We start from the raw sequence: 19,778 nt of genomic DNA, 5'->3' as shown, positions 1-19,778 counted from the left end.
GCGCCGGTCATCAGGGCCGGCGCTTACCGCAACAACCATCCATCCAGGAGTTTTGCCATGAGCGTTCCTTACAAGCGTCTGAACAAAGATGATGCCGTCGTCCTGCTGGTCGACCACCAGACCGGTCTGATCTCGCTGGTGCAGGATTTCTCGCCGAACGAGTTCAAGAACAACGTGCTGGCATTGGGCGACATCGCCAAGTTCTTCAAGCTGCCGACCATTCTGACCACCAGCTTCGACGCAGGTCCAAACGGCCCGATCGTGCCAGAGCTGCTCGAGCAATTCCCTGACGCGCCGTTCATCCAGCGTCCAGGCCAGATCAACGCCTGGGACAACGAAGACTTCGTCAAAGCGATCAAGGCCACCGGCCGCAAGCAACTGATCATCGCCGGTGTAGTGACCGACGTTTGCGTAGCTTTCCCGACCCTGTCGGCGATCGCTGAAGGCTTCGAAGTGTTCGTCGTCACCGACTCGTCGGGTACCTTCAACACCACCGTGCAACAAGCGGCGTGGGCGCGGATGTCCGCCGCCGGTGCACATCTGATGAACTGGTTCGCTGTGGCCTGCGAGCTGCAGGGCGACTGGCGCAACGACATGGAAGGCCTGGCGCATCTGCTGTCCGAGCGTCTGCCTAACTATCGCAACCTGATCAACAGCTACACCAAGTTCACTGCCAAGTAAGACAAAAAGATCGCAGCCTGTTGCAGGCTGCGATCTATTGCTTTCAACGCTTCTGCAACCACCCCAAAAAACCACCTTTTTTCACCGCCACCGGTTTGGCCATCAACGCGAGGCGACTGTTCTGCTGACGCACCGCCTGCAACTTGTTCAAGGCCCGGCCGACTTCGCTGCGCTTGTCCATGCACTCACGGGTCAACTGTTTGTCGAGACGATAGATGATGCTCGACGTCAGCGCTGTGAACGTCGCCTGCGACGGAGTATCGGCAAGAATGCTCTGTTCGCCCATGACTTCGCTCGGCCCCATGCGCCCGGCCTCGGTCTGGCCATTGCCGTCCGGCACCGTCGCGCTGACCACGCCCGTGGCGATCACGAACAGACTGTCCGGCACCTCGTCCAGATCCAGCACCACCTGACCGGCCGTGTACTGCTGCGCGACCATCGACTCAGCGAGGCGATCGCGTTCTTCACTGCTCAGCGAGCGGAAAATCTTCACCTCATCCAGCAATGCACGAGCACGGCTCGACGGTTCGATCACGCCGTCGGGATGGCGCGAAATACCCGCCGCTTCGAGATGGCGGTGGGCGAGGTCGAACAGTTGATTGCGCACTTCGCTCTTCTTGCCCAGCTCAGCGATGAAACCGCTGGCAACGTATTCCGACATGGTTTCGCCGGCCTCTTTGAGCACGGCTTTCGGTGCCGGGCTGAGCAGCAGCGAACTGCTGCCCTGCAAGGTACGATCAAGGGCATCCAATACCCGCCGCGGGCGAATGTGGTTCGGCACTTTGATACTGATCGAGACGCCGTGCATGTTGCTCGGCCGGCTGAGGTTGACGATTTTCGCCTTGGCCGCCACCGAGTTCGGTACGACGGCCATGGTGCCGGCGCTGGTCAGCAGGTGCGTGGCGCGCCAGTCGATATCGAAGACCTTGCCTTCGACGCCGTCGATCATCACCAGATCGTCCACCTGATACGGCTTGGTGGTGTTGAGGACGATGCCGGAAAACACGTCGGCGAGGGTGCTTTGCAGCGCCAGACCGACCACGATGGCGACTACCCCGGAAGTGGCCAGCAGACCTTTGACCGGCAGTTCCAGCACGTAACCGGCCGCCGCGACAATCGCGACCAGAAACACCAGCGCGCCGATGACATCCTGCAACAAGCGTCCGCTGTGACCGATGCGGCGCATCAGCGCCAGGCCAATCACTTCGGTCAGCACCCGTGCTGCATACAGCCACCAGAGAATCCCCAGCGCTGTCGCCCCCAGTTGTGCCACGCGATCATCAGCGAACAGCGGAGCCTGCAACGGGCTGACACCGGCATTGATCACCAGCGCGCTGAACGCCAGAAACAGCGCCAGACGCACGCCGACTCGCGGCGCGCGGTGGCTGAAAGGCGAGAAGTGCCAGAGTGCGGCGTCGAGCAGGAGCAGGACGGCGCTCCAGGACAGCAGGTGGGCGTAGAAAAGAGTCATGACCGGTACTCCGCGACGCTGATGAGAAAAAAGATCGCAGCCTGCGGCGGCTCCTACAGGGAATCGTATTCCAGGGTAGGCGCTGCCGCAGGCTGCGATCTTTCGCTTTTATGGATTCAGATGAGTCTTCAGTTCAGCCGCCGCTTGACGCACCGCTGCTTTGACTTCCGGAATCTGGCTCAGCGGATTGAGCAGGCCAAAGTCATGAATCATCCCGTTGTAGCGCACCGAGGTCACCGGCACGCCGGCTGCATCCAGATGCCGCGCATAGCCTTCGCCTTCGTCACGCAGCACGTCGAACTCGGCGGTCTGCACCAGCGCAGCGGGCAGGCCCTTGAGCTGTTCGCTGCTAGCGTTGAGCGGCGAGGCATGGATCTGCGCACGCTCGGCCGGGTTGGTGGTGTAGTTGTCCCAGAACCACTGCATCATGCCCTTGGTGAGGAAATGGCCCTCGGCAAATTGCTGGTACGAACCGTCGTCGAACTGCGCATTGGTCACCGGCCACATCAACAGCTGGAAGCGCAGGGCAGGGGTTTGCTGCTCCTTGGCCATCAACGCCACGACCGCCGCCATGTTGCCGCCGACGCTGTTGCCGGCGACCGCCAGCCGCTTGCCATCGACACCGATGTCCTTGCCGTGCTCGGCCACCCATTTCGTCGCGGCGTACGCCTGGTTGATCGCGGTCGGGTACTGCGCTTCCGGCGATGGCGTGTAATCGACATACACCGCAACAGCGCCCGAGCCGACCACCAGATCACGGATCAGGCGCTGGTGCGTCGGGAAATCGCCCAGTACCCAGCCGCCACCGTGGAAGAACATGAACACCGGCAGCTCGCCTTTGACCTTGGCCGGGCGCACCACTTTCAGGTTGAGGGTCTGGCCATCGACCTTGATCGCCTTGTCGCTGACTTCCACACCGGACAGATCAACGTTCACCGAAGCCTGCGCACCGGTCAGTACCGCACGGGCGTCTTTCGGGCTCAGTTGCTCCAGCGGACGACCACCGCCAGCGGCGAGGGCATCGAGGAACGCTTGGGTGTTGTGTTCGACGCCAGGGCTGCCAGCGGCGAAAGCGCTGCTGACGGACAGGGCGAGGAGGGACGCGGCGAGGGTTTTCTTGACGATGTTCATGGTGGAAATCCTTTTGAATGATTTTGATTTTCTGATCGTTCCCACGCTCTGCGTGGGAATGCAGCCGGGGACGCTCCGCGTCCCAACGATCAGATGGCTGCCTTCGGCAGCTCTTTGTGTTCAGGGTTGTTTTCAAACCGTGAGCACAGATTAATGGGCTGCTGAAAAGCGAAAAAGCGGCTATAAAGCGTTTAACTGTCCACCAGAGAGTGACAATGAACCCGTTCGAAGACATGCGTATTTTTTGCCAGGTGATGGACTCCGGCAGCTTCACCGCTGCGGCCGATCAGTTGGGCCTGTCCAAGCAATTCGTCAGCCGCCGTTTGATGCAACTGGAAGAGCGCCTCGGTGTGCGCTTGTTGAACCGCTCGACCCGCCGCCTCGACGTCACCCCGCTGGGGCAGAGCTATTACGAATCGGCGTTGCGCTTGTTGGGTGAGGTGGAACAGGTCGAGCAGGGCATCGCCGGCGAAACCGCCGAGCCGCGCGGCACGATTCGCCTCAGCGCGCCGCTGTCGTTCGCGGTGGCGCATCTGGGTTGTCTGCTGCCGTTGTTCCTGCAGCGTTATCGCGAAGTCACCGTCGAGGTCGATTTAAGCGATCGCCCGGTCGACCTGCTCGGCGAAGGTTACGACCTGGCCCTGCGCATCGGCGTGCTGGAAGATTCGACACTGATCGCCCGGCGCATCGCCAGCATCGAACGGGTCTACTGCGCCAGCCCGGCTTACCTCGCCGAACGCGGCACACCACTCAAACCCGAAGACCTGCACAGCCACGATTGCCTGCCTTACGGCCACGGTCGCTCGGTGCAATGGCGCTTCAACGAAGCACCGGGCAAACCGCTGCTGATCAACGTCACCGGGCGCATGCGCGTCAACAACGGCGAACTGCTGCGAGACGCAGCGGTGCAGGGGATGGGCATTACCTATCTGCCGACCTTCATCGTCGGTGCGGCGTTGAAGGACGGGCGGCTGGTGCCGGTGCTGGATGACCTGCGCCCGGAGCCGCTGACCCTGTCGGCGGTTTATCCGCAGCATCGCCAGGCTTCACGGCCGGTGCAGGCGCTGGTGGAGTTTTTGCGTGAGCGGCTTAACCAGAGTCATGTGAATCTTTGATAGTGGTTCCTGCTGGGCAAACGGCGTGTTATCGATCGGGCAAACGTCACACCGTTATTTCCTGCGATGTCTTTATGGATATTCCTGTCGGGTATGCAAAACGCTAAGTATCTCGATTCGATCCGTCACCTCATAAGTCACTACGTAGTTAGGATGTATAACGATTTCCCGGGTGCCGGGAGATCGACCTTTACGGTAGAGATGGGGATGTACGGAGAGTGAGGTTGTGGATTCTTCGATGGATTTCGAGAGACTCACTGCGGCTGCAAAGTTTCTCTAGCCAATGTATCTGAGGATGTTCGAAAGATCGGCCTTGGCTTCGGGCCGCCACTCAATCTGCATCGGCCTTTTTTCGCATGGATTCGATCAAGGCATGCATGTCCGCCATCACGTCCTCATGGGGGAGACTCGGATGGGGATCATCTCTGGACGCCTGCACCTTGGCTCGCAACCAGCGATCATGACTGGCAGCCTGCTTGTCGTTTTCAAACCCTGAATCGTCGGGAAAGATTTTGCCGTCCATAGTGCCTCCGGGTTCAATGCCTGGCAGTCTATTCGGTACAGGGATTGCTGTCGTCGTTGTCTGGATGAACTGCATCTGGGTCGAGCTCCATGAGTACTTGTAGTTCGACAAATCCTAGACTGAGCGCTTCCGACGGCCAACCGACGGAAGATGTAGGAAAGCGGTTGGGGTTTCCCGAGTTCCTTCCTTTTTCTGTAGGACTCGCTGAAGAGGACTGCGCAGTGTGATTACAACATTGGAACAACCGCCACCCCGGGTCTGTTCTAGACTCACGCCGCTCAATCACGAGCCTCACCCGGAGTAGCGCCATGGAAGTGCCCAACCCCAAAACCGCCATCGAAAGCAATCGACAGGCGTGGAACGATTCTGCCCGTCATCATCAGGATTCGCCGGACTGGCAGGCATTGCTCAACGATGTCGCGCAGGCAGAGTTTTGCTGCCTTGATGACACTTTGCGCGGCTTGCTGGACGTCGACGGCAAAGACGTGATTCAACTGGGCTGCAATAACGGTCGGGAGAGCCTGTCGCTGTTTGCGCTGGGTGCGCGCAGTGTCGTCGGCGTCGATCAATCGGCAGCGTTTCTTGAGCAGGCCCGCGAGTTCAACAGCCGCTCGCCGCATACTGCCGAATTCGTCGAGAGCGACATCCACCATCTGCCCGCATCGCTGCATAACCGCTTCGACGTAGCCCTGATTACCATTGGTGTACTCAACTGGATGCCTGACATCGGCGAATTCTTCCATCATGTCGCGCAGGTGCTGAAGCCAGGCGGCAAACTGGTGATCTACGAAACCCATCCTTTTCTGGAAATGGTTGATCCGCAGGCTGAAGATCCCTACCGCCTCGCCAGCTCGTATTTCCGTGTCGAGCCGTTTGTGCAGGAAGAACCGATTGTGTATGTCGGCAAGGTCGAGCAGCCGGCGGCGAAGTCGTACTGGTACGTGCATACGCTGGGCGCGATCTTCAGCGGCGCCATTGGAGCGGGGCTGAGCATCGTTGATTTTCAGGAATATGCGCATTCGAACCGGGAAGAGGTGTATGACTGCTACCTGAACCAGCAGGCGCAGCTGCCGATGTGCTTTAGCCTGGTGGCGAGCAAGGCCTGAAAACCTTTTTTGCGACGGCTTGCCTCTTCGCGAGCAGGCTCGCTCCCACAGGGAAACGCATTCCAGTGTGGGAGCGAGCCTGCTCGCGATGGCGGCCTTGTGACCGCCAGAAAATTCAGGGAACGGCGTGATTGACTACGTGCCCCGGCTGCGCATAAAGATCAATGCCCAGCGCATGAATCACCTTCAACACTGTGTCAAAGCGCGGCTTCGCTCCGGGAGCAAAAGCTTTGTACAAACTTTCGCGACCCATGCCTGAATTCTTGGCGATCTGCGTCATTCCTCGCGCTCTCAAAACGTAACCGATTGCGCGAAGGAATTCTTCGCTGTCTGCGTCTGCAAGAACCTGTGACAGGTACTCACTGATGGCTTCATCACTGTCGAGCAGCGCGACCATGTCGAAATTCGTCAAAGTCTGGCTCATGGTTAAACCTCCTTTGCCATTTTTTGTGCGCGTCGGATGTCTGCGCTTTGTGAGGATTTGTCGCCTCCGACAGTTGCGTAGCTGGCCGACTTTAACCAGATGGCCATGGATAATCAGTCGGCCAGATCTTTACTGGATGTTGGAAGTGTCGTCACAGTTTGTAGGCAACCAGCCAATCGCTTGTGAGAGCTGCGGGTGCAGCTACTGGCCTCATCGCAAGCAGGCTCGCTCCCACAGGGAAACGCATTTCAGTGTGGGAGCGAGCCTGCTCGCGATGGCGGTATCAAAACCGCCGCAAATATTCAGCCTGAATCAAGCCTGCGCGGGCGTACTTACTACTGGTCTTTCCGGCTTGCGCAGCGCCTCCAGCCTCGACTCGCTGTAGCGCGTTTCGCGGAAGAAGCGCCAGTGGCCGAACAGGTCGTAAACATGCGTGATCCGCCCTTGTTCCTTATAGCCCAGGCGCACATGCATCTTCAGGGCCTGGATATTGGCGTTGTCACAGATATCCACCACCTTTTTATACCCCCCGGCGTCCATGACTTGCCAAAGTGCGGTCTGTGCGTCGACGGTCAAGGTGCTGCCGAAATAGGGCCGGGCAATTTCGGCACCGAACTGGAAGTACTCACCGGGCTGGATCGTGAACGTGTAGCGGTAGAAGTGCCGATCGTAATAGTCGCGGGTACTGGCCCAGACGAACCCGACGGTGTGGCCTTCCTGGTCCAGGTACATGTGCCCCGTGTGCCCTTCAGCGGCCAATTCGGCCATGGTCTGCACACGGTCACCAAAGTACTTGCCGAAAGCCTTGGCGTTGTCCTCGGTGATGTCGACTCTATGTAAACCTTCACAGGGGCGCAGTTTGTTTGGCGCGATCGGCGTGACCAGATCGCGCTCCATCCACAGCAATTCACGGTGAGCGAAGACATAACGTTTGCCGAAAGCGCCAAGGGTGCGGCGCAGGCCTTTTTGTTTGATGCGCAGAAGCAGTTTGTCGATGACGTTCATGATGCTCTCCGAGGCGCTAGCCCTGGTGTGGTGGATGATGTTGCCGGTTGAGTTGCGCAGGTATTTGCCGCTTTCGGTTTGCCGGCACGCTGTGCGCGCCATTTTTGCAGGGCCGGTTTGACGCAGTACCAAAGACGCAGGCCCAGGCCCAGCAGCAAGCCACTGGGGCGCCATGAGTAGAAGCTCCAGCGCCAGTGTTCCAGTTGTCCGGTCATGCGCTCGTGCAGTTGATGACTGGAGTTATCCAGGCTGACCCGCGAGGCATCGATCCAGTGCCATTGCTCGTCCAGGCCCCAGCGAATCCATTCCTCCAGCAGCACTCGACCGCTGCCGAGATCGGCATGTTGCGGCAGGAACGCCAGGTTGTAGTCGTAGAGGCGGCCCTGCTCGAGCAGGCCCAGCCGATAACTTATGCAGCGGCCGTCCAGCTCCAGTGTCACCACTCGCACCAGCCCTTGAGCGGCAAGGGCGGTGAAGGCGCTCTGTATCCATTGACGGCTGTGGTCAGTTGCGAAAATGCCGACGCCCTCGTCACCTTTCCAACTGACCGACTCGACTTCTTGCAACGCCTGTAAAACCGTAGGCATCGACAGCGCATCGGGGGTGATTCGCCGCACTTGGGCGCCGCACGCGGCAATCCGTTTGCGCGCACGACGCAGTTTGTAGCGCGGGTCGCCGGAAACTTCCTGCTGGTCGGCGTCGCTGATCAGATGCACCGGCACCCGGCAACTCAGGCGCCGTTCAGCGGTGGAGCTACGCGCCATCCAATCGGTGAGGGCACTTTCTTCCCCGGCAGGTTCCGACAGTTCGTTGAGTTGCAGCAGCGCATGGGGCAGGCGCTGACGGATCAGCATCAGCGCATCGCGCATATCCTCTGCGCCGAGCAACGACAGCAGGGCCAACCGATCGGCCAGCGGATAACCCAAGTGGCGCAAGACGCGAAATGGCACGCCCGCGAAGCGTTCGCGGCTGGACACCAGGGGCAGGCACAGGCGCAAAGCCTCTGCTTCCCAGCCGAGCAGAACGTGCAGGCACTGATTCTCTTCCAACGCCTGCTCTGCTGCGCACAACCAGCCGAGGTGGTTGAACGGCGTGTGATCGGCTACGTGAAGGCGCAGCGTTTCATACGCGGTTGCCGGGAAGTCGGCAGCGCACAGGGAGGTGCGCCATTCAAATCGCATCACCATAGGTTCAGACCGCCGTTGCTGGGACAGGTGGACGAGAATTTTTCCGCAGTGCCTCCAGGCGCGAGCCGCTGTAGCGGGTTTCGCGATAAAAGCGCCAGCGACCGAACAGCGTGTAGATATTCATGATCCGCTGTTGTTCGGTATAGCCCATGCGCAGGTGCAGCTTGAGCGCCGGGATGTTTGTCGATTCACAGACATCGACCACTTTGCGGCAGCCTTTCACGGCCATGGCTTTCCATAAGCGTAGTTGCAGATCTACCGACAATTCGGTGCCCCAGTAGGCGCGAGTCAGTTCGCCACCGAACTCGAAAAACTCGCCAGGTTTCACCGGGAACCGGCAACCGTAGTAATGCCGATCAAAATAATCACGCGGCGAGCCCCAGATAAACGCCACGGCATCGCCATGCTCGTCGACATGCATATGCCCGGTGTGACCTTCATTGGCGAGTTCGGCCATGACGCCGACACGGTCGCCGAAGTAACGGGTGAAGGCGCTGGCGTTGTCTGCGGTGATCCGCATTAATCGCAGTGGCGGGTATGGTTTGAGGTTGTGCGGCGGCACGGGGCTGACCAGATCCCGTTCCATCCACAGCAGTTGCCGATGGGAAAAAATGTACATTCTGCGGATCTTCGCCAAGGTCGCTCGCAGACCTTTGCGACGGATATGTCCGCTGAGTTTTTTAAAGATATCCATGGTCTCTTCTCCTGATGAAAGTGCCGCGCGCAGCATCACGCTCGCAGGGCGGAGGGGCGGTTCATGAAGCGTTCCAGTTCAGGGCAAACAGGGTTTGCCCGGGTAATTCGAAACGCACGCGCCCGTGTTCGCAGGCAAATGGTGCGTCGCGGGCGCGATTGTCAGCGCCGAAGAAATGCAGGGCGCCTTGGTTGAGCGGGCACTTGGCACCGCTCAGAGCAACGCGTTGCAGGCGCGTGCCTTTGTTCACCCCGAGCAACGTGCGCTGCTCGTCGCCGGCCATCGCCAGTACGTCCACTTCGAAGGCGTCGTTATCCAGTTGCAGCACGTGCGGCAGCCAATGCCGGGCGATGAATTGCTGGGCCAGGCCCACCGGTTTCAGCTCGAAGCGATCGCCGCCCAATACGCGCACCATGCCCTTGGCGTAGGGCGGTTCGTCGGCCGCCTGAAACCAGTTGAGCATGCTCAGCAAGCCGTCCTGAGAAGCATTGATGACCACCGATGCCCACCACAGCGCGGCGTAATGAGTTTCCTGGTCGTACGGACTCAGGCTTGAGCCACTGGACAGATTGGTCTGATCGAGTAGCAATGCTTTGCGCGGCTGACCCTTTGCGTCGAGGCCGACCAGTTGCGCGGCGCGGCGCACGCTGTCGCGGTAGACGCGAGTGGCGAGCAGGTCGCGGATCATCCACTCGTGCCAGGCCAACGCGTCAATCTGATCGGGCGCTTCACTGAGCAGACGCCGTGCCCAATCGATCCCGCGTTTGTCTGCGGCGTTATTGGCGAACGGGCCGTTGACCAAGCGCGAAGTGGCCGGCATGGCGATGCGCACACCGGCGCTGGCATTGGCCGGATTGCTGCGCACCTGGCGGGCCATGCTGACAAAAATCGAGCGGTATTCGTCGTAGCTCGAATAGTTGAGGTTCGGCTCGTCGGCGAAGCCGATGTAGTGCGTGCCTTGACCACCCAAGGCACGAGTACCGGCGAGCCATGTCTCAAGGCCGCTGCTGCTTTGTACATCGGCGCGCAGATTGGCCTGACGCCCGGTGCCGGCGAGCAGGGTGATGTCCTGGCGGATGCCGAAGCGCGTCTGATAAAGCTGGCGAACCGGGTCTTCGAAGCGGGCACTTTTCGACGTTATGTCAACGTAGCTGTAGTAGCTCGCCGCGCTCGGTTTCAACGCATCCAGTACGGCATGACTACTTGCGGGCGGCATCAGATTGGGCAGCGCGATGCCCAAGTCCGGAGTGCGCCCGAGTACCTTGGCGTGCAGGGTCAGGCTGACCTCACCCGATTCTTCATGCACTGGCTGCAGCTGCTGCGGATTCTGCGCAAACAGGTTGGCCGTGCCATCGAGCCAGAACGCCGCTTTGCCGCTGCCCTGCAGGCGCAAGCGCCAGGTCTGAGGCCGGTCACTGACCGGCAAGGCCACTTGATCGAATTGCCAATAGGCGCGGTGGGGCTTAAGGGCCAGCGACAGCTGTTGTCCATCGTCTACACGCTGTGCTTGCAGCGCGTTGACGCCGCCATGGTATTTGCCGTTCAGCACCGCATGCTCTCCCGGTGCGACCTGGAAAAACAGCTCAGTACCATTGCGGGTTTCGACGCTGAAATGCACTTTGGCCGGACTGAACAGCGCCACGGTGGTTGCGTCATGCTCGACGCGGTAACTACGGAAGCTGTAGCCGGGAATCTCCAGGCGATAACCGGCAGCTCCCGGCACCAGCGGCCAGCTTTGCGAACCGCGAACCTCACTGGCCTTGATGAAGCGATCACCTTGCAAGCGGCCATAGCCGTCCAGCAGATAGATATGCTCTTCATTGGCCTCGGCCTGCCACGCCGGAACCCAGCGCACGGTGACTGTATCCGGGCGGTCGGCTTGCAGATACAGGCTGCCGTCGCGAATGTCGCCCCACTGCATCGGCGCAGCGAAGGCGTTCAGCGTCATGCCGAGTCCGAGCAGCAGGGCCAGGCGCTTCATGCGGCTTTCCTGCGGTGCAGCATCAGCCACATCGGGCTGAGGTCACCGGGCAGAATGAACAGCGTGTGCCAGAACGGCACGCCGCTCAGCCTGCAATAAAGCACCAGCATCGCCAGGGTCACTGCCAGATAGGCGATCGAGGACGCCGCCGCTGCTCCGACGATGCCGTAGCTGGGGATCAGCAGCAGGTTCAGGCCCAGGTTAAGCAACGCCCCAACCCCCATCATCAGCGAGACCGTGGCAGGGCGGTTCTTGCCGATCAGGTCCAGGCGCAGAATGCTTGCGTAGCACAGGCCCAACAGCCCCGGCAGCAAAGCCAGCAGTGCCGGATACGCGGGTTGGTAGGCGACGCCGAACAGGGTGATGATCAGCCATTCGCCGATCAGCGCCATGGTGATGCAGGCGCAAAGCATTACCGTCGCGGTCAGGCGCAGCGCCAGCGGCGTGACCTTGTCCATGCCCTTGTCCTGTTGCAGCAGACGCTTCATCAGCGGTGTGGTGACCGCTTCCGGAACGATCAGCAACAGTTCAGCAGCGGCGCTGGCCATGGCGTAATGGCCGAGCGCGCTGCTACCGAGCAGGGCGCCGATGAACAAGTAATCGGAGCGCAGGATCACCTGTTGGAACAGCAGGTCCGGATGGCTGCGTGCACTGAATTTCAGCAGCTCCTTCTGGCTTGCACGATCCCATTGCAGTTGCAGCGGCTGAGCGCGTTTGAGCCACATCCAGCCCACCAGCACCACCAGGCTGATACCGGCCAGCCAACTGATGAGCGCCGCTTCGAGTGCCGCCTCTTTCCACATCCAGAACAGCGCAATAAAAAGCAGAAGTGGTGCCAGCGATTCGATCAGGCGCAGGACATTGAAGGCGACCACGCCACCCGACGCGTTGTGCAAGGTCAGCAGGCCGCTTTTGAGCACGGTCAGCGGTACCGCCAGCAGCAACAGCCACGCCAGCAGACCGAGCTGCATCGTGACGTCGAGTTCGCTGCCAAATTCTCGCGCCAGCGCCACCACCAGCAACGTCAGCAGCCCGGCCAGCAGACAACCGAACACCAGCACCTGGGCGAGCAACAGCCCCATCGGCCGCTGGTTGGCCGCTTGATAACCGACTGCCGAATTCAAGCCGCCGCTGGTGGCCGCACTGATCAGATCCGGCAGGGTGCTGAGCAGGGCGAACAGACCGCGTTCGCTCGGCCCGAGAATCCGCGCCAGCAACACATTGCGCAGCAGGCGCAGGGCGATCATCGCCAGTTTGGTGCCCATGCTCAGGGCGAGGTGCTTGATGTAGCTGCCGCGACTCATGGCCGTGCCCCGCGAAAGATCCGTAGCGACAGCAGCTCCGGATTGCGCGCGGTGCGTTGGCTGACGCCGAAGCGCGGCAGGTTCAGCGGATCGCCGGCGCCGCGATAGAGTCCGGTGGACGTGCCAAGGGCAAACGGATAATCGTGATTGGCGACCTGCTCGCGCACGCGCTCATCGTTGTCGCCGTTGGGGTAGCAATACACCGGCAGTGGCCGATTGCAGCCGTTGTGCAGGGCGTCGCGGCTGCGGCTGATTTCTTCGTGCAGACGCATGTCATCCAGGCCAGTGAGGATCGCATGACTGGCGCCGTGGGGGCCGAAGCGCACCAGACCGGACGCTTCCATGGCGCGCACCTGATGCCAGTCCAGCGCTTGCGGCAGAGAATCCGGCGGACACTCATTGGTCAGACGTTCAAGCTCCTGCGGATCGAGGCTCTTCAGCCCTTGCAGGTAATGCAGGAGCGCCAGGCTGCGCCGGTCGACATCGATATCGTCGAGCAACACCGGCAACGGATGACCGGTGATGCGCAGGTGCTCGATCAGGTGCATACGGGCCTTTTCGCCATGGCTGCCCCACAGCGTTTCACCGACGCTTTCCCACCAGAAACGTTGCCGGCTGCCAATGAAATCGGTGGAAAGAAAAATGCTCGCCGGCACCTGATATTTCTGCAACAGCGGATAGGCATTGACCGCGTTGTCACGCCAGCCGTCATCGAATGTCAGCGCCACGCGCGGGCGCTCGGTGCGCAGGGCGTTGGGCTGCAACAACTCCATCAGCGGCACGCAATCGAAATGCTTGCGCAGCCATATCAGCAAGTGTTCGAACGCCTGCGGGCCGACACACAGTTCATTGCGGTGCGGCAGGTTGGCCGCACGGTCGTTGGCCAGCACTCGGTGGAGCATCAGGATGACCCCGGCCCCGTGCAACTGGCTGCGCCCCACGGACGAGTTGAGATAGAGCCAGCCGCTGGTGCGTTTTATCAGTTGTTTGATAGCCATGGCATGCGCCCTCTCAACGATTCTGGTCAGGATTCCACTGTGCGTACCGTTGCCCGCGCAGGAACTGCCACAGGCCGACGCTCATGCCTGCCAGCGTCACCAGCAGGAAGGCCGCGAGGCGGAACGGTTTCGGTAAACGGTGTTGCGAATCCAGCAGGCCGGCGATGGCAATCGAGTAACCGAGCAATTGCGCGATCAGGCTCAGGCGATAGAAACCGTGCTGGTTCCACAGCCAGAAATTGCTCAGCAGCAGCGGCAGCAACAGCACCGGCGCCAGTCGACGAATCAGTTTGTGGCTGATCAACGCGATCGAATACAGGCCGTGCTTGAAGGGATTGAGCAGTTCACGGCGTTGCGCCAGGCTCTGCAGGCCACCGACGGTGACCCGCTGGCGACGACGCCATTGCTTGTCCGCTTCGTCGACGCCCTTATCGATCACCTGCGCCTCGGGCACGTAGACGATGCGTTTATGCGCCACCGGTGCGCAGGTACTGATGAAGAAATCATCGTTGACCTCGGCCGGCACGGTCTGGAACAGCTCGCGACGCAAGGCGAGCAGGGCGCCGTCGGCGGAGACCATGCAGCCGGTGCGATTCTCGACCCGGCGCAACCAGCCTTCGTAATGCCGATACAGACTGTCGCCGATGCTCAGGCCGCCACCGGTAACCGGGATCACCATGTGCCCCGCGCAGGCGCCGACCTGCGGATCGCTCAAGGGCGCGAGCAAGTGGCCGAGGGTGTCGCGCGACCACTGGTTGTCGGCATCGGTGAACACCAGAATGTCGCCGGTGCTCAGGGCGGCGCCGGCATTCAGGGTGGCGGCTTTGCCCTGGCGCGGCAGGTCGAGCACGGTGATGCGCGGATCAATCACTTTGTGCGCGCAAGCCACGGTGTCATCGGTCGAACCGTCGCTGGCCAGAATGATCTGCAACGCGGCCGGCTGATAGTCCTGAGCCAGCAGCGTGCGCAGCTTGTGCTCGATATGGCGTGCCTCGTTGTGCGCGGCGATCACGATGCTGACGTTCAGCGGCGGTGCGGGGGCATGTCGCCAGGCCGGGAACAGTGGCGCGAGCAAGGTGAGCAGCAGCGGATAGCCGATGTAGGCGTATGCTGGCAACAACAGGCACAGGCAAAAAATGAGTTCAGCCACGGGCAGGCCTCCTTGCATTCCAATGACACAGACCGAGAATCAATGCTGCGCTTGCCAAGTGCAGGCGCACCCAGTGCAGGCCCCAGAGCTGCAAGGTCAGGCTGAGGTTATGCTGGCGAATGCTTTGCCGCAGGCTGAGCAGCAGACTGGGCAGCAGGCCTGCCATCAGCAGCAGTAACGCCTGCTGCGCGTAGCCGCCCAGCAACGCAAGAATCGCCAGAGCATCAAGCAGCCACACCAGTAACGAGAGCAGCGGAAACCGCAGCAGACGCAAGCTCATGCCGTGGGCCCGGACCAATTGCAGATGACTGCCCTGACGCCACAGTTCCTTGCCGACCCACTCGCGCCAGGTCATTTCGTAGCCCCAATGCAGAGCGACGCTGGTATTGACCGACAGCAGGCGAGCACCGTGTCTGTGCAGGCGCAGGGTGTATTCCTTGTCCTCGCCGGTGCGCAGGGTTTCGTTGAAACCGCCGACCTTGTCGAACCACTGTTTGCGCATCAGCAGGTTGGCACTGGGCAGCCATTGCACGGTGCGCGTGGCGCGGCTCGACGGCCGCAAAGAGCGGCGCTGCCACGCGGCGGCGAACCATGGCGCGGCGGCAGGGGTGTGCAGGTCGAGGCCGAAGACGTCGCCCCGGTCGTCCGCAGCCAAAGCCAACATCTGCTTCAGCCAGTCTTCCGGCATCTCGATATCGGCATCAATGAACGCCAGCCATTCACCACGGGCAACCGTTGCGCCACGATTGCGCAAGGCGCCGATCAGCAGCCCGGGCAGCAGTAGAACCTGCGCGCCGAATGCGCGGGCAATCTGCGGCCCTTCGTCGGTGGAGCCGTTGTCGACGACGATCAGTTCACAGTCGATGTCGGCTGCGTGCGCGGCCTTGCTGGCGGCCAGCAGCGTTCGGCCAATGTGCCGGGCTTCGTTGTACATCGGAATGACAATGCTGATCCGGCTCATGCTTTGGCCTCCGTCAGCGCTGCCTGCTCGGCTTTCAGGCGCAGCACCCAGGTCAGCGCCAGCATGATCCACAGGTATTTCAGGTTCGGCGCGCTGAGGAACATCAGGAACAGCGTCAATGACAGAAAGCTCATGCCCAGATGGGTAACCATGCCTGCGTGCTGCCACTCGCGCCGTTGCAACCACGTGCGTCGTGCACGGATCAGGTTGTAGAAACCCTGCACCAGCATGCCGACAAACAGCAGGCCGGCGGGGATCCCCAGTTCGCTGAAGATCTCCAGGTAAGTGTTATGCGCCCGGCGATACAGGTCGCCGATCTTGCGGTTGGCCGAGAACGCCTTGGCATAACCGGTGGTCGCGTAGTGCAGCGGGAAGGTGCCAGGGCCGGAGCCGAGCAGCGGATGCTCGCGAATGATCTGGCTGCCAACGACAATGTAGGAGGCGCGACGGCCGAGGGATTCGTCCTGGGCCTTGGCCCCGGCGCTGAGGATGCTCAGCGATTGAATACGTGCCAGATAACCGGCCGGCATCGCATAGATCGCCAAGGGCAGGATGATCGCAGCACCGAGCATGGCGAAGCCGAAATGTCGTGGACGAATGCGGGTCAACTGCTGGCGGTAGTGCCAGACCCCGATTGCCAGACTCAACGCCAGTACGACCAGCCCTGAGCGCGACTCGGTTTTGGTCATGCCGCCGAGCAGCAACAGGCAGCAGCCAGCCCAGAACAAACGGTGCAGCAGGTTCGGGCTGCGAATCACCAGCAGCAGGCCCAGCGGCACGGCGAAAGCGATCAGCAGGGCAAAGGCATTCGGGTCTTCGAGCAGGCCGGCGGCGCGGCCCTTGTCCTGGAATCGGCTGGAAAACATCGCCATCGCGCAGGTCGCGCTGACACTGAGCGTGACCAGTCGGGCGAACAGATCCAGATTCAACTCACGGCCGATCAACAGGGTGATCACGAACAGGACCAGACCCACGCTCAGTTCCCGCAGATGAGTTTGCGACATGCCCAGATTGTCGCTGGCGAACAGGCTCAGCAGGTAAAGCGCCATGAAACCGATCAGGTAGCGCCACAGATTGCTGCGCAGGCGCTGCGACGGAATCTGATGCAGCGCCAGTTGCAGCATCACGATTACCGCCAGCGAAGCACCGATCAATTTGCTGCCCGATACCGAGCTGTCCTTGAAGAAACCTTCGAACGGCACCAGCGCAGCAATGCCGAGCAGGCCCCAGGTCGGCTTGCGGTACAGAACGGTGAAACCGACCAGACCAATCACCGCCCCTGGCGCCAGATACGGCCAGGGACTGGCCAGCAGACCGAGGCTGACCAGGGCGAACAGACTGACGATCGAGAGCGGGAAAATCATGCGCGTGTCTCCCGTGCCGTGTGGATGTACAGCTGCGACCAGCGTTCGGCCAAAGCCTTGAGGTCGTAGCGCTCCTGTTGGGTGCGTCTGGCGTTGTCGCGCAACTGCGCGGCCAGCTTCGGTTCGGCCAGCAGTGTGTCGAGCTGGCGGGCGAGGGCGGCGGTATCCGTCGGCGCCGCGAGCAGGCCGTTGTGACGGTCCTGCAGGACATCAGGAATGCCGCCGACCGCGAACGCCACCACCGGCACGCCGGCCTGCATCGCTTCGAGCAGAATCATCGGCGTGCCCTCGGTGCGCGAGCTGATCACCAGCGCATCGAGTTGTTGCCACCAGCCTTGCATCGCCGTCTGATAGCCCGGCAGGCGAATCCGCTGCTGCAAATCGGCAGCGTCGATACGCGCCTGCAAGGCCTCGCGTTCCGGGCCGTCACCGAGCATCACCGCGTCCAGTTGCGGATGCTGGTGACACAACGCAATCAGCGCATCGAGAAACAGATCCGGGCCTTTTTCACTGCTCAACCGCCCGACGTAACCGGCCAGCCAGCGTTGCCGCTCTGCCAGCGGCGGCATCGCTGGCGCCGCTGGCAAACCGTTGGGAATCACCTGCAACTTCTCCGCGCTGACGCTGGCCTTCAGATGCAGCGTGGCGATGCTTTGTGCCACGCAAACCACCCGTTTCACCGACGCCGTGCGGCACAGTTGCAGGCTCAGCCAGGTGTAGAACTTCTGTTTGCGACTGCGCGGCGTGAAGCCGTGCTGGGTGATCACCAGCGGCAGGCGCAACAGCGTGGCGCTGACCCAGCCGAACAACAGCCCTTTGAAGTTGTGGGTGTTGAGCAACGGTTTGTCGCCACGGCGCTGACGCAAGTGCCGCAGCAATTCGCCGAGCCCGGCACAAGCGCGAGCGTCCACCCCGGCCTCACGAAAGCGCGCGATCAGTTCTGGCGGCGCGTCGAGGAACAGCACCTGGTGCTGCCCCGGCGTGGCCAGGCAATGATCCAGCAACATCCGTTCGGCCCCGTAGAAGCCGCCGCTGCTGAGCAAATGAATGATCGGCAGGGCGACGATTGGGGTGGACACCGCGTTCAATTGCGCACCCAGTGAACCAGGCTCGGCATGGTCCAGTTCTTGTGCGGATTGCCCGGCTGCGACGTTTCTTCGTTGAGCACCAACAACACTGGCACGCCCAGTTCATGGCTGATTTGCGCCGGATGCTTGAAGCGATGGTCGAAGAACTCACGCACATAGACGAACGCGATTGCCAGCAGCAGCCCGGTGAACAGCCCGAATGGAATGATCAGCATCGGCTTGGGAAAAGCCGCTTCGGTCGGCTCGAACGGTGGACTCAATACCCGGGCGTTGGACAAGTCGTTGTCCAAAGCGCGTGTCGTGCTGCTTTCGGCAAAGCGTTGCGCATAGGTGGAAAACGCTGCGTGCAAGGCGCCGATCTCGGTGTCCATCTGGCGCAGCTTGCTTTGGGTCTGCTGCAACTGATGGATGCGATTCTTGAACTCGGCAATGCGCGCGGTTTTCTGCTCGATGACCTGGCTCACCACCGACAGGTCGATCGTGCGTTCCTGGATGCGGTTGTTGACCACTTTGAGGAACTGTTGGCGGGTGCGGGCAATTTGCTCGCGGGCCAGCAACATCGGCTCGCTGCCAGGCTGGAATACCGCCAGGTCATTCATATAGCGGCTGACCTGAGTGGTCAGCGCCTCGCCCATCTGCCTGATCTCGCGGTCCTCGAAGGCAATGTTGTCCACCGTCGTGGTGAAGGTGAACGGGAAGGTGTAGTCGTTGAGCTTGTTGGTGTTGGCGGCGGCCAGGCTGGTTTTCAGGTAATCGAGCCAGCGTTGGCTCTGCAGCAAGCGATCGCGATACAGGTTGAGTGCCTGCTCTTCGGTGTTGATCGCGTTGAGGCGAAAGGTGATTTCCTCTTTCGGGTCGGAAGAACCGACGCTTTCCAGCAGGCTCAGCCGCGCGCCTTCAAGACCATCGAGCCGCACCTGATACTGATGCTTCTTGGTTTCGTAGAACGAATGCGGCAGCTCGATCGATTGCAACGCCTGACGATCGACCAGATAGTTCTGCAGCAACGCGGCAACAAACGTTGTGCCTTGGGCCGGATCGGGAAAGCTGTAGACGATCGAGATCACATTGGAACCCGGCAGGGTTTCGATCTTCAGGTTGTCGATGGCGTCCTGGGTCAAACCGTCCAGTGCCGTGTCGCGCACCGGATCGGTTTGCATGCCCAGCGCATCACGCAGCGGATTGATCACGTATTCGCGCAGCGGCGTGCTGACGTAACGCTTGAACGGCTCGCCCGCCAGCTTGCTGAGCATCCCCGGCGGCGGGTTGTACTGACCCATGTCGCGCAGTTCGCTGATGGTCTGACGGATCAGCGCCGGCGAACGGAGGATGTTGCTTTCGGTTTCCATGTCCGCCAGCGACGGCGGAATGAAGGTGGCGCTGTCCTGGGTCAGCGAGGTGGTCGCATCGCCCTGAGACAGCTTTTTCGACTGCACGATGACCTGCGCGGTGATATCGAAGCTCTGTTTGAGCAACAACGGCAGGAGCAGGGCGATCACTGCAAAGGTCAGGAAGATGCGCTTCACCGTTTGCTTGTTGGCGAAGAAAATCCTGAAGAACTCGTGCAGGTAATTTTCTTTTGGGTTCATGTCGGT

Annotated in this window: 18 protein-coding genes and 1 pseudogene; 3 read left to right on the top strand and 16 right to left on the bottom strand. The window is 61.0% G+C overall.

Translation table 11 applies throughout. The features are described 5' to 3' along the window. The first annotated feature begins 57 nt into the window (after positions 1-57). On the top strand, positions 58-681 hold the full coding sequence (gene ycaC / locus J5M66_RS05090; protein WP_016774080.1) for an isochorismate family cysteine hydrolase YcaC: 624 nt from the start codon (positions 58-60) through the stop codon (positions 679-681). A gap of 43 nt (positions 682-724) precedes the next feature. On the opposite strand, the gene J5M66_RS05085 is transcribed toward ycaC, so the two are convergent. Both J5M66_RS05085 and J5M66_RS05080 read right to left on the bottom strand, forming a co-directional pair. Continuing rightward, on the bottom strand, positions 725-2,152 hold the full coding sequence (locus J5M66_RS05085; protein ID WP_073474277.1) for a mechanosensitive ion channel family protein: 1,428 nt from the start codon (positions 2,150-2,152) through the stop codon (positions 725-727). 108 nt (positions 2,153-2,260) lie between these two features. After that, the gene (locus J5M66_RS05080; protein ID WP_207807331.1) at positions 2,261-3,283 is read right to left on the bottom strand and encodes an alpha/beta hydrolase; all 1,023 of its coding nucleotides are present in this window, start codon (positions 3,281-3,283) and stop codon (positions 2,261-2,263) included. Between the two features lie 215 nt (positions 3,284-3,498). On the opposite strand from J5M66_RS05080, the gene J5M66_RS05075 reads away from it, so the two are divergent. Continuing rightward, positions 3,499-4,398: a LysR family transcriptional regulator gene (locus tag J5M66_RS05075; protein WP_024012435.1), complete on the top strand. Its 900-nt coding sequence runs from the start codon at positions 3,499-3,501 to the stop codon at positions 4,396-4,398. Positions 4,399-4,470: 72 nt separating this feature from the next. Here J5M66_RS05075 and J5M66_RS05070 read toward each other — a convergent pair. Beyond that, positions 4,471-4,740, bottom strand: a pseudogene (locus tag J5M66_RS05070) (type II toxin-antitoxin system RelE/ParE family toxin). Next, the gene (locus J5M66_RS05065; protein WP_130902641.1) at positions 4,730-4,921 is read right to left on the bottom strand and encodes an antitoxin; all 192 of its coding nucleotides are present in this window, start codon (positions 4,919-4,921) and stop codon (positions 4,730-4,732) included. The pseudogene J5M66_RS05070 and the gene J5M66_RS05065 overlap by 11 nt, the downstream one beginning before the upstream one ends. A 308-nt stretch (positions 4,922-5,229) precedes the next feature. Between J5M66_RS05065 and J5M66_RS05060 the strand changes: the two genes are divergently transcribed. After that, entirely contained in the window at positions 5,230-6,027 is a 798-nt protein-coding gene (locus J5M66_RS05060; protein WP_207807330.1) for a class I SAM-dependent methyltransferase, read from the top strand. Between the two features lie 115 nt (positions 6,028-6,142). On the opposite strand, the gene J5M66_RS05055 is transcribed toward J5M66_RS05060, so the two are convergent. The 12 genes from J5M66_RS05055 to J5M66_RS05000 form a co-directional block, all read right to left on the bottom strand. Continuing rightward, positions 6,143-6,451 carry an addiction module antidote protein gene (locus J5M66_RS05055; protein ID WP_016774087.1) on the bottom strand — a complete coding sequence of 103 codons (309 nt, stop codon included), beginning with the start codon at positions 6,449-6,451 and terminating at the stop codon, positions 6,143-6,145. 312 nt (positions 6,452-6,763) lie between these two features. Next, positions 6,764-7,456 carry a hypothetical protein gene (locus tag J5M66_RS05050; protein WP_056784508.1) on the bottom strand — a complete coding sequence of 231 codons (693 nt, stop codon included), beginning with the start codon at positions 7,454-7,456 and terminating at the stop codon, positions 6,764-6,766. Then, complete coding sequence (locus tag J5M66_RS05045) at positions 7,453-8,643, bottom strand: GNAT family N-acetyltransferase (RefSeq protein ID WP_207807329.1); 1,191 nt, start codon at positions 8,641-8,643, stop codon at positions 7,453-7,455. The genes J5M66_RS05050 and J5M66_RS05045 overlap by 4 nt, the downstream gene beginning before the upstream one ends. Positions 8,644-8,647: 4 nt before the next feature. Next, on the bottom strand, positions 8,648-9,337 hold the full coding sequence (locus tag J5M66_RS05040; protein WP_207807328.1) for an N-acetyltransferase: 690 nt from the start codon (positions 9,335-9,337) through the stop codon (positions 8,648-8,650). A gap of 61 nt (positions 9,338-9,398) precedes the next feature. Further along, complete coding sequence (locus tag J5M66_RS05035; RefSeq protein ID WP_123443215.1) at positions 9,399-11,318, bottom strand: hypothetical protein; 1,920 nt, start codon at positions 11,316-11,318, stop codon at positions 9,399-9,401. Beyond that, positions 11,315-12,622 carry an oligosaccharide flippase family protein gene (locus tag J5M66_RS05030; protein ID WP_207807327.1) on the bottom strand — a complete coding sequence of 436 codons (1,308 nt, stop codon included), beginning with the start codon at positions 12,620-12,622 and terminating at the stop codon, positions 11,315-11,317. The genes J5M66_RS05035 and J5M66_RS05030 overlap by 4 nt, the downstream gene beginning before the upstream one ends. Beyond that, positions 12,619-13,620 carry a polysaccharide deacetylase family protein gene (locus J5M66_RS05025; RefSeq protein ID WP_024012445.1) on the bottom strand — a complete coding sequence of 334 codons (1,002 nt, stop codon included), beginning with the start codon at positions 13,618-13,620 and terminating at the stop codon, positions 12,619-12,621. The genes J5M66_RS05030 and J5M66_RS05025 overlap by 4 nt, the downstream gene beginning before the upstream one ends. Before the next feature lie 13 nt (positions 13,621-13,633). After that, positions 13,634-14,770: a glycosyltransferase gene (locus J5M66_RS05020; protein WP_207807326.1), complete on the bottom strand. Its 1,137-nt coding sequence runs from the start codon at positions 14,768-14,770 to the stop codon at positions 13,634-13,636. After that, positions 14,763-15,731: a glycosyltransferase gene (locus J5M66_RS05015; RefSeq protein WP_207807325.1), complete on the bottom strand. Its 969-nt coding sequence runs from the start codon at positions 15,729-15,731 to the stop codon at positions 14,763-14,765. Before J5M66_RS05015 ends, J5M66_RS05020 begins: the two co-directional genes overlap by 8 nt. Continuing rightward, positions 15,728-17,095 carry an O-antigen ligase family protein gene (locus tag J5M66_RS05010; protein WP_024012448.1) on the bottom strand — a complete coding sequence of 456 codons (1,368 nt, stop codon included), beginning with the start codon at positions 17,093-17,095 and terminating at the stop codon, positions 15,728-15,730. Before J5M66_RS05010 ends, J5M66_RS05015 begins: the two co-directional genes overlap by 4 nt. Further along, entirely contained in the window at positions 17,092-18,183 is a 1,092-nt protein-coding gene (locus J5M66_RS05005) for a glycosyltransferase family 4 protein (protein ID WP_207807324.1), read from the bottom strand. Before J5M66_RS05005 ends, J5M66_RS05010 begins: the two co-directional genes overlap by 4 nt. After that, complete coding sequence (locus J5M66_RS05000) at positions 18,180-19,772, bottom strand: Wzz/FepE/Etk N-terminal domain-containing protein (RefSeq protein ID WP_056784537.1); 1,593 nt, start codon at positions 19,770-19,772, stop codon at positions 18,180-18,182. Before J5M66_RS05000 ends, J5M66_RS05005 begins: the two co-directional genes overlap by 4 nt. Between the last annotated feature and the right edge of the window lie 6 nt (positions 19,773-19,778).

The sequence above is a fragment of the Pseudomonas sp. 67(2021) genome, assembly GCF_017491835.1.
GTDB classification, from domain to species: domain Bacteria; phylum Pseudomonadota; class Gammaproteobacteria; order Pseudomonadales; family Pseudomonadaceae; genus Aquipseudomonas; species Aquipseudomonas atacamensis.
Note: the sequence above shows the minus strand (reverse complement) of the source record. Positions and strands in the feature narration are given on the sequence as shown.

Bases quoted from the DNA above. Each gene is read 5' to 3' on its own strand.
- ycaC (WP_016774080.1), top strand. From the start codon at position 58: ATGAGCGTTCCTTACAAGCGTCTGAACAAAGATGATGCCGTCGTCCTG.
- J5M66_RS05085 (WP_073474277.1), bottom strand. From the start codon at position 2,152: ATGACTCTTTTCTACGCCCACCTGCTGTCCTGGAGCGCCGTCCTGCTC.
- J5M66_RS05080 (WP_207807331.1), bottom strand. From the start codon at position 3,283: ATGAACATCGTCAAGAAAACCCTCGCCGCGTCCCTCCTCGCCCTGTCC.
- J5M66_RS05075 (WP_024012435.1), top strand. From the start codon at position 3,499: ATGAACCCGTTCGAAGACATGCGTATTTTTTGCCAGGTGATGGACTCC.
- J5M66_RS05065 (WP_130902641.1), bottom strand. From the start codon at position 4,921: ATGGACGGCAAAATCTTTCCCGACGATTCAGGGTTTGAAAACGACAAG.
- J5M66_RS05060 (WP_207807330.1), top strand. From the start codon at position 5,230: ATGGAAGTGCCCAACCCCAAAACCGCCATCGAAAGCAATCGACAGGCG.
- J5M66_RS05055 (WP_016774087.1), bottom strand. From the start codon at position 6,451: ATGAGCCAGACTTTGACGAATTTCGACATGGTCGCGCTGCTCGACAGT.
- J5M66_RS05050 (WP_056784508.1), bottom strand. From the start codon at position 7,456: ATGAACGTCATCGACAAACTGCTTCTGCGCATCAAACAAAAAGGCCTG.
- J5M66_RS05045 (WP_207807329.1), bottom strand. From the start codon at position 8,643: ATGGTGATGCGATTTGAATGGCGCACCTCCCTGTGCGCTGCCGACTTC.
- J5M66_RS05040 (WP_207807328.1), bottom strand. From the start codon at position 9,337: ATGGATATCTTTAAAAAACTCAGCGGACATATCCGTCGCAAAGGTCTG.
- J5M66_RS05035 (WP_123443215.1), bottom strand. From the start codon at position 11,318: ATGAAGCGCCTGGCCCTGCTGCTCGGACTCGGCATGACGCTGAACGCC.
- J5M66_RS05030 (WP_207807327.1), bottom strand. From the start codon at position 12,622: ATGAGTCGCGGCAGCTACATCAAGCACCTCGCCCTGAGCATGGGCACC.
- J5M66_RS05025 (WP_024012445.1), bottom strand. From the start codon at position 13,620: ATGGCTATCAAACAACTGATAAAACGCACCAGCGGCTGGCTCTATCTC.
- J5M66_RS05015 (WP_207807325.1), bottom strand. From the start codon at position 15,731: ATGAGCCGGATCAGCATTGTCATTCCGATGTACAACGAAGCCCGGCAC.
- J5M66_RS05010 (WP_024012448.1), bottom strand. From the start codon at position 17,095: ATGATTTTCCCGCTCTCGATCGTCAGTCTGTTCGCCCTGGTCAGCCTC.
- J5M66_RS05000 (WP_056784537.1), bottom strand. From the start codon at position 19,772: ATGAACCCAAAAGAAAATTACCTGCACGAGTTCTTCAGGATTTTCTTC.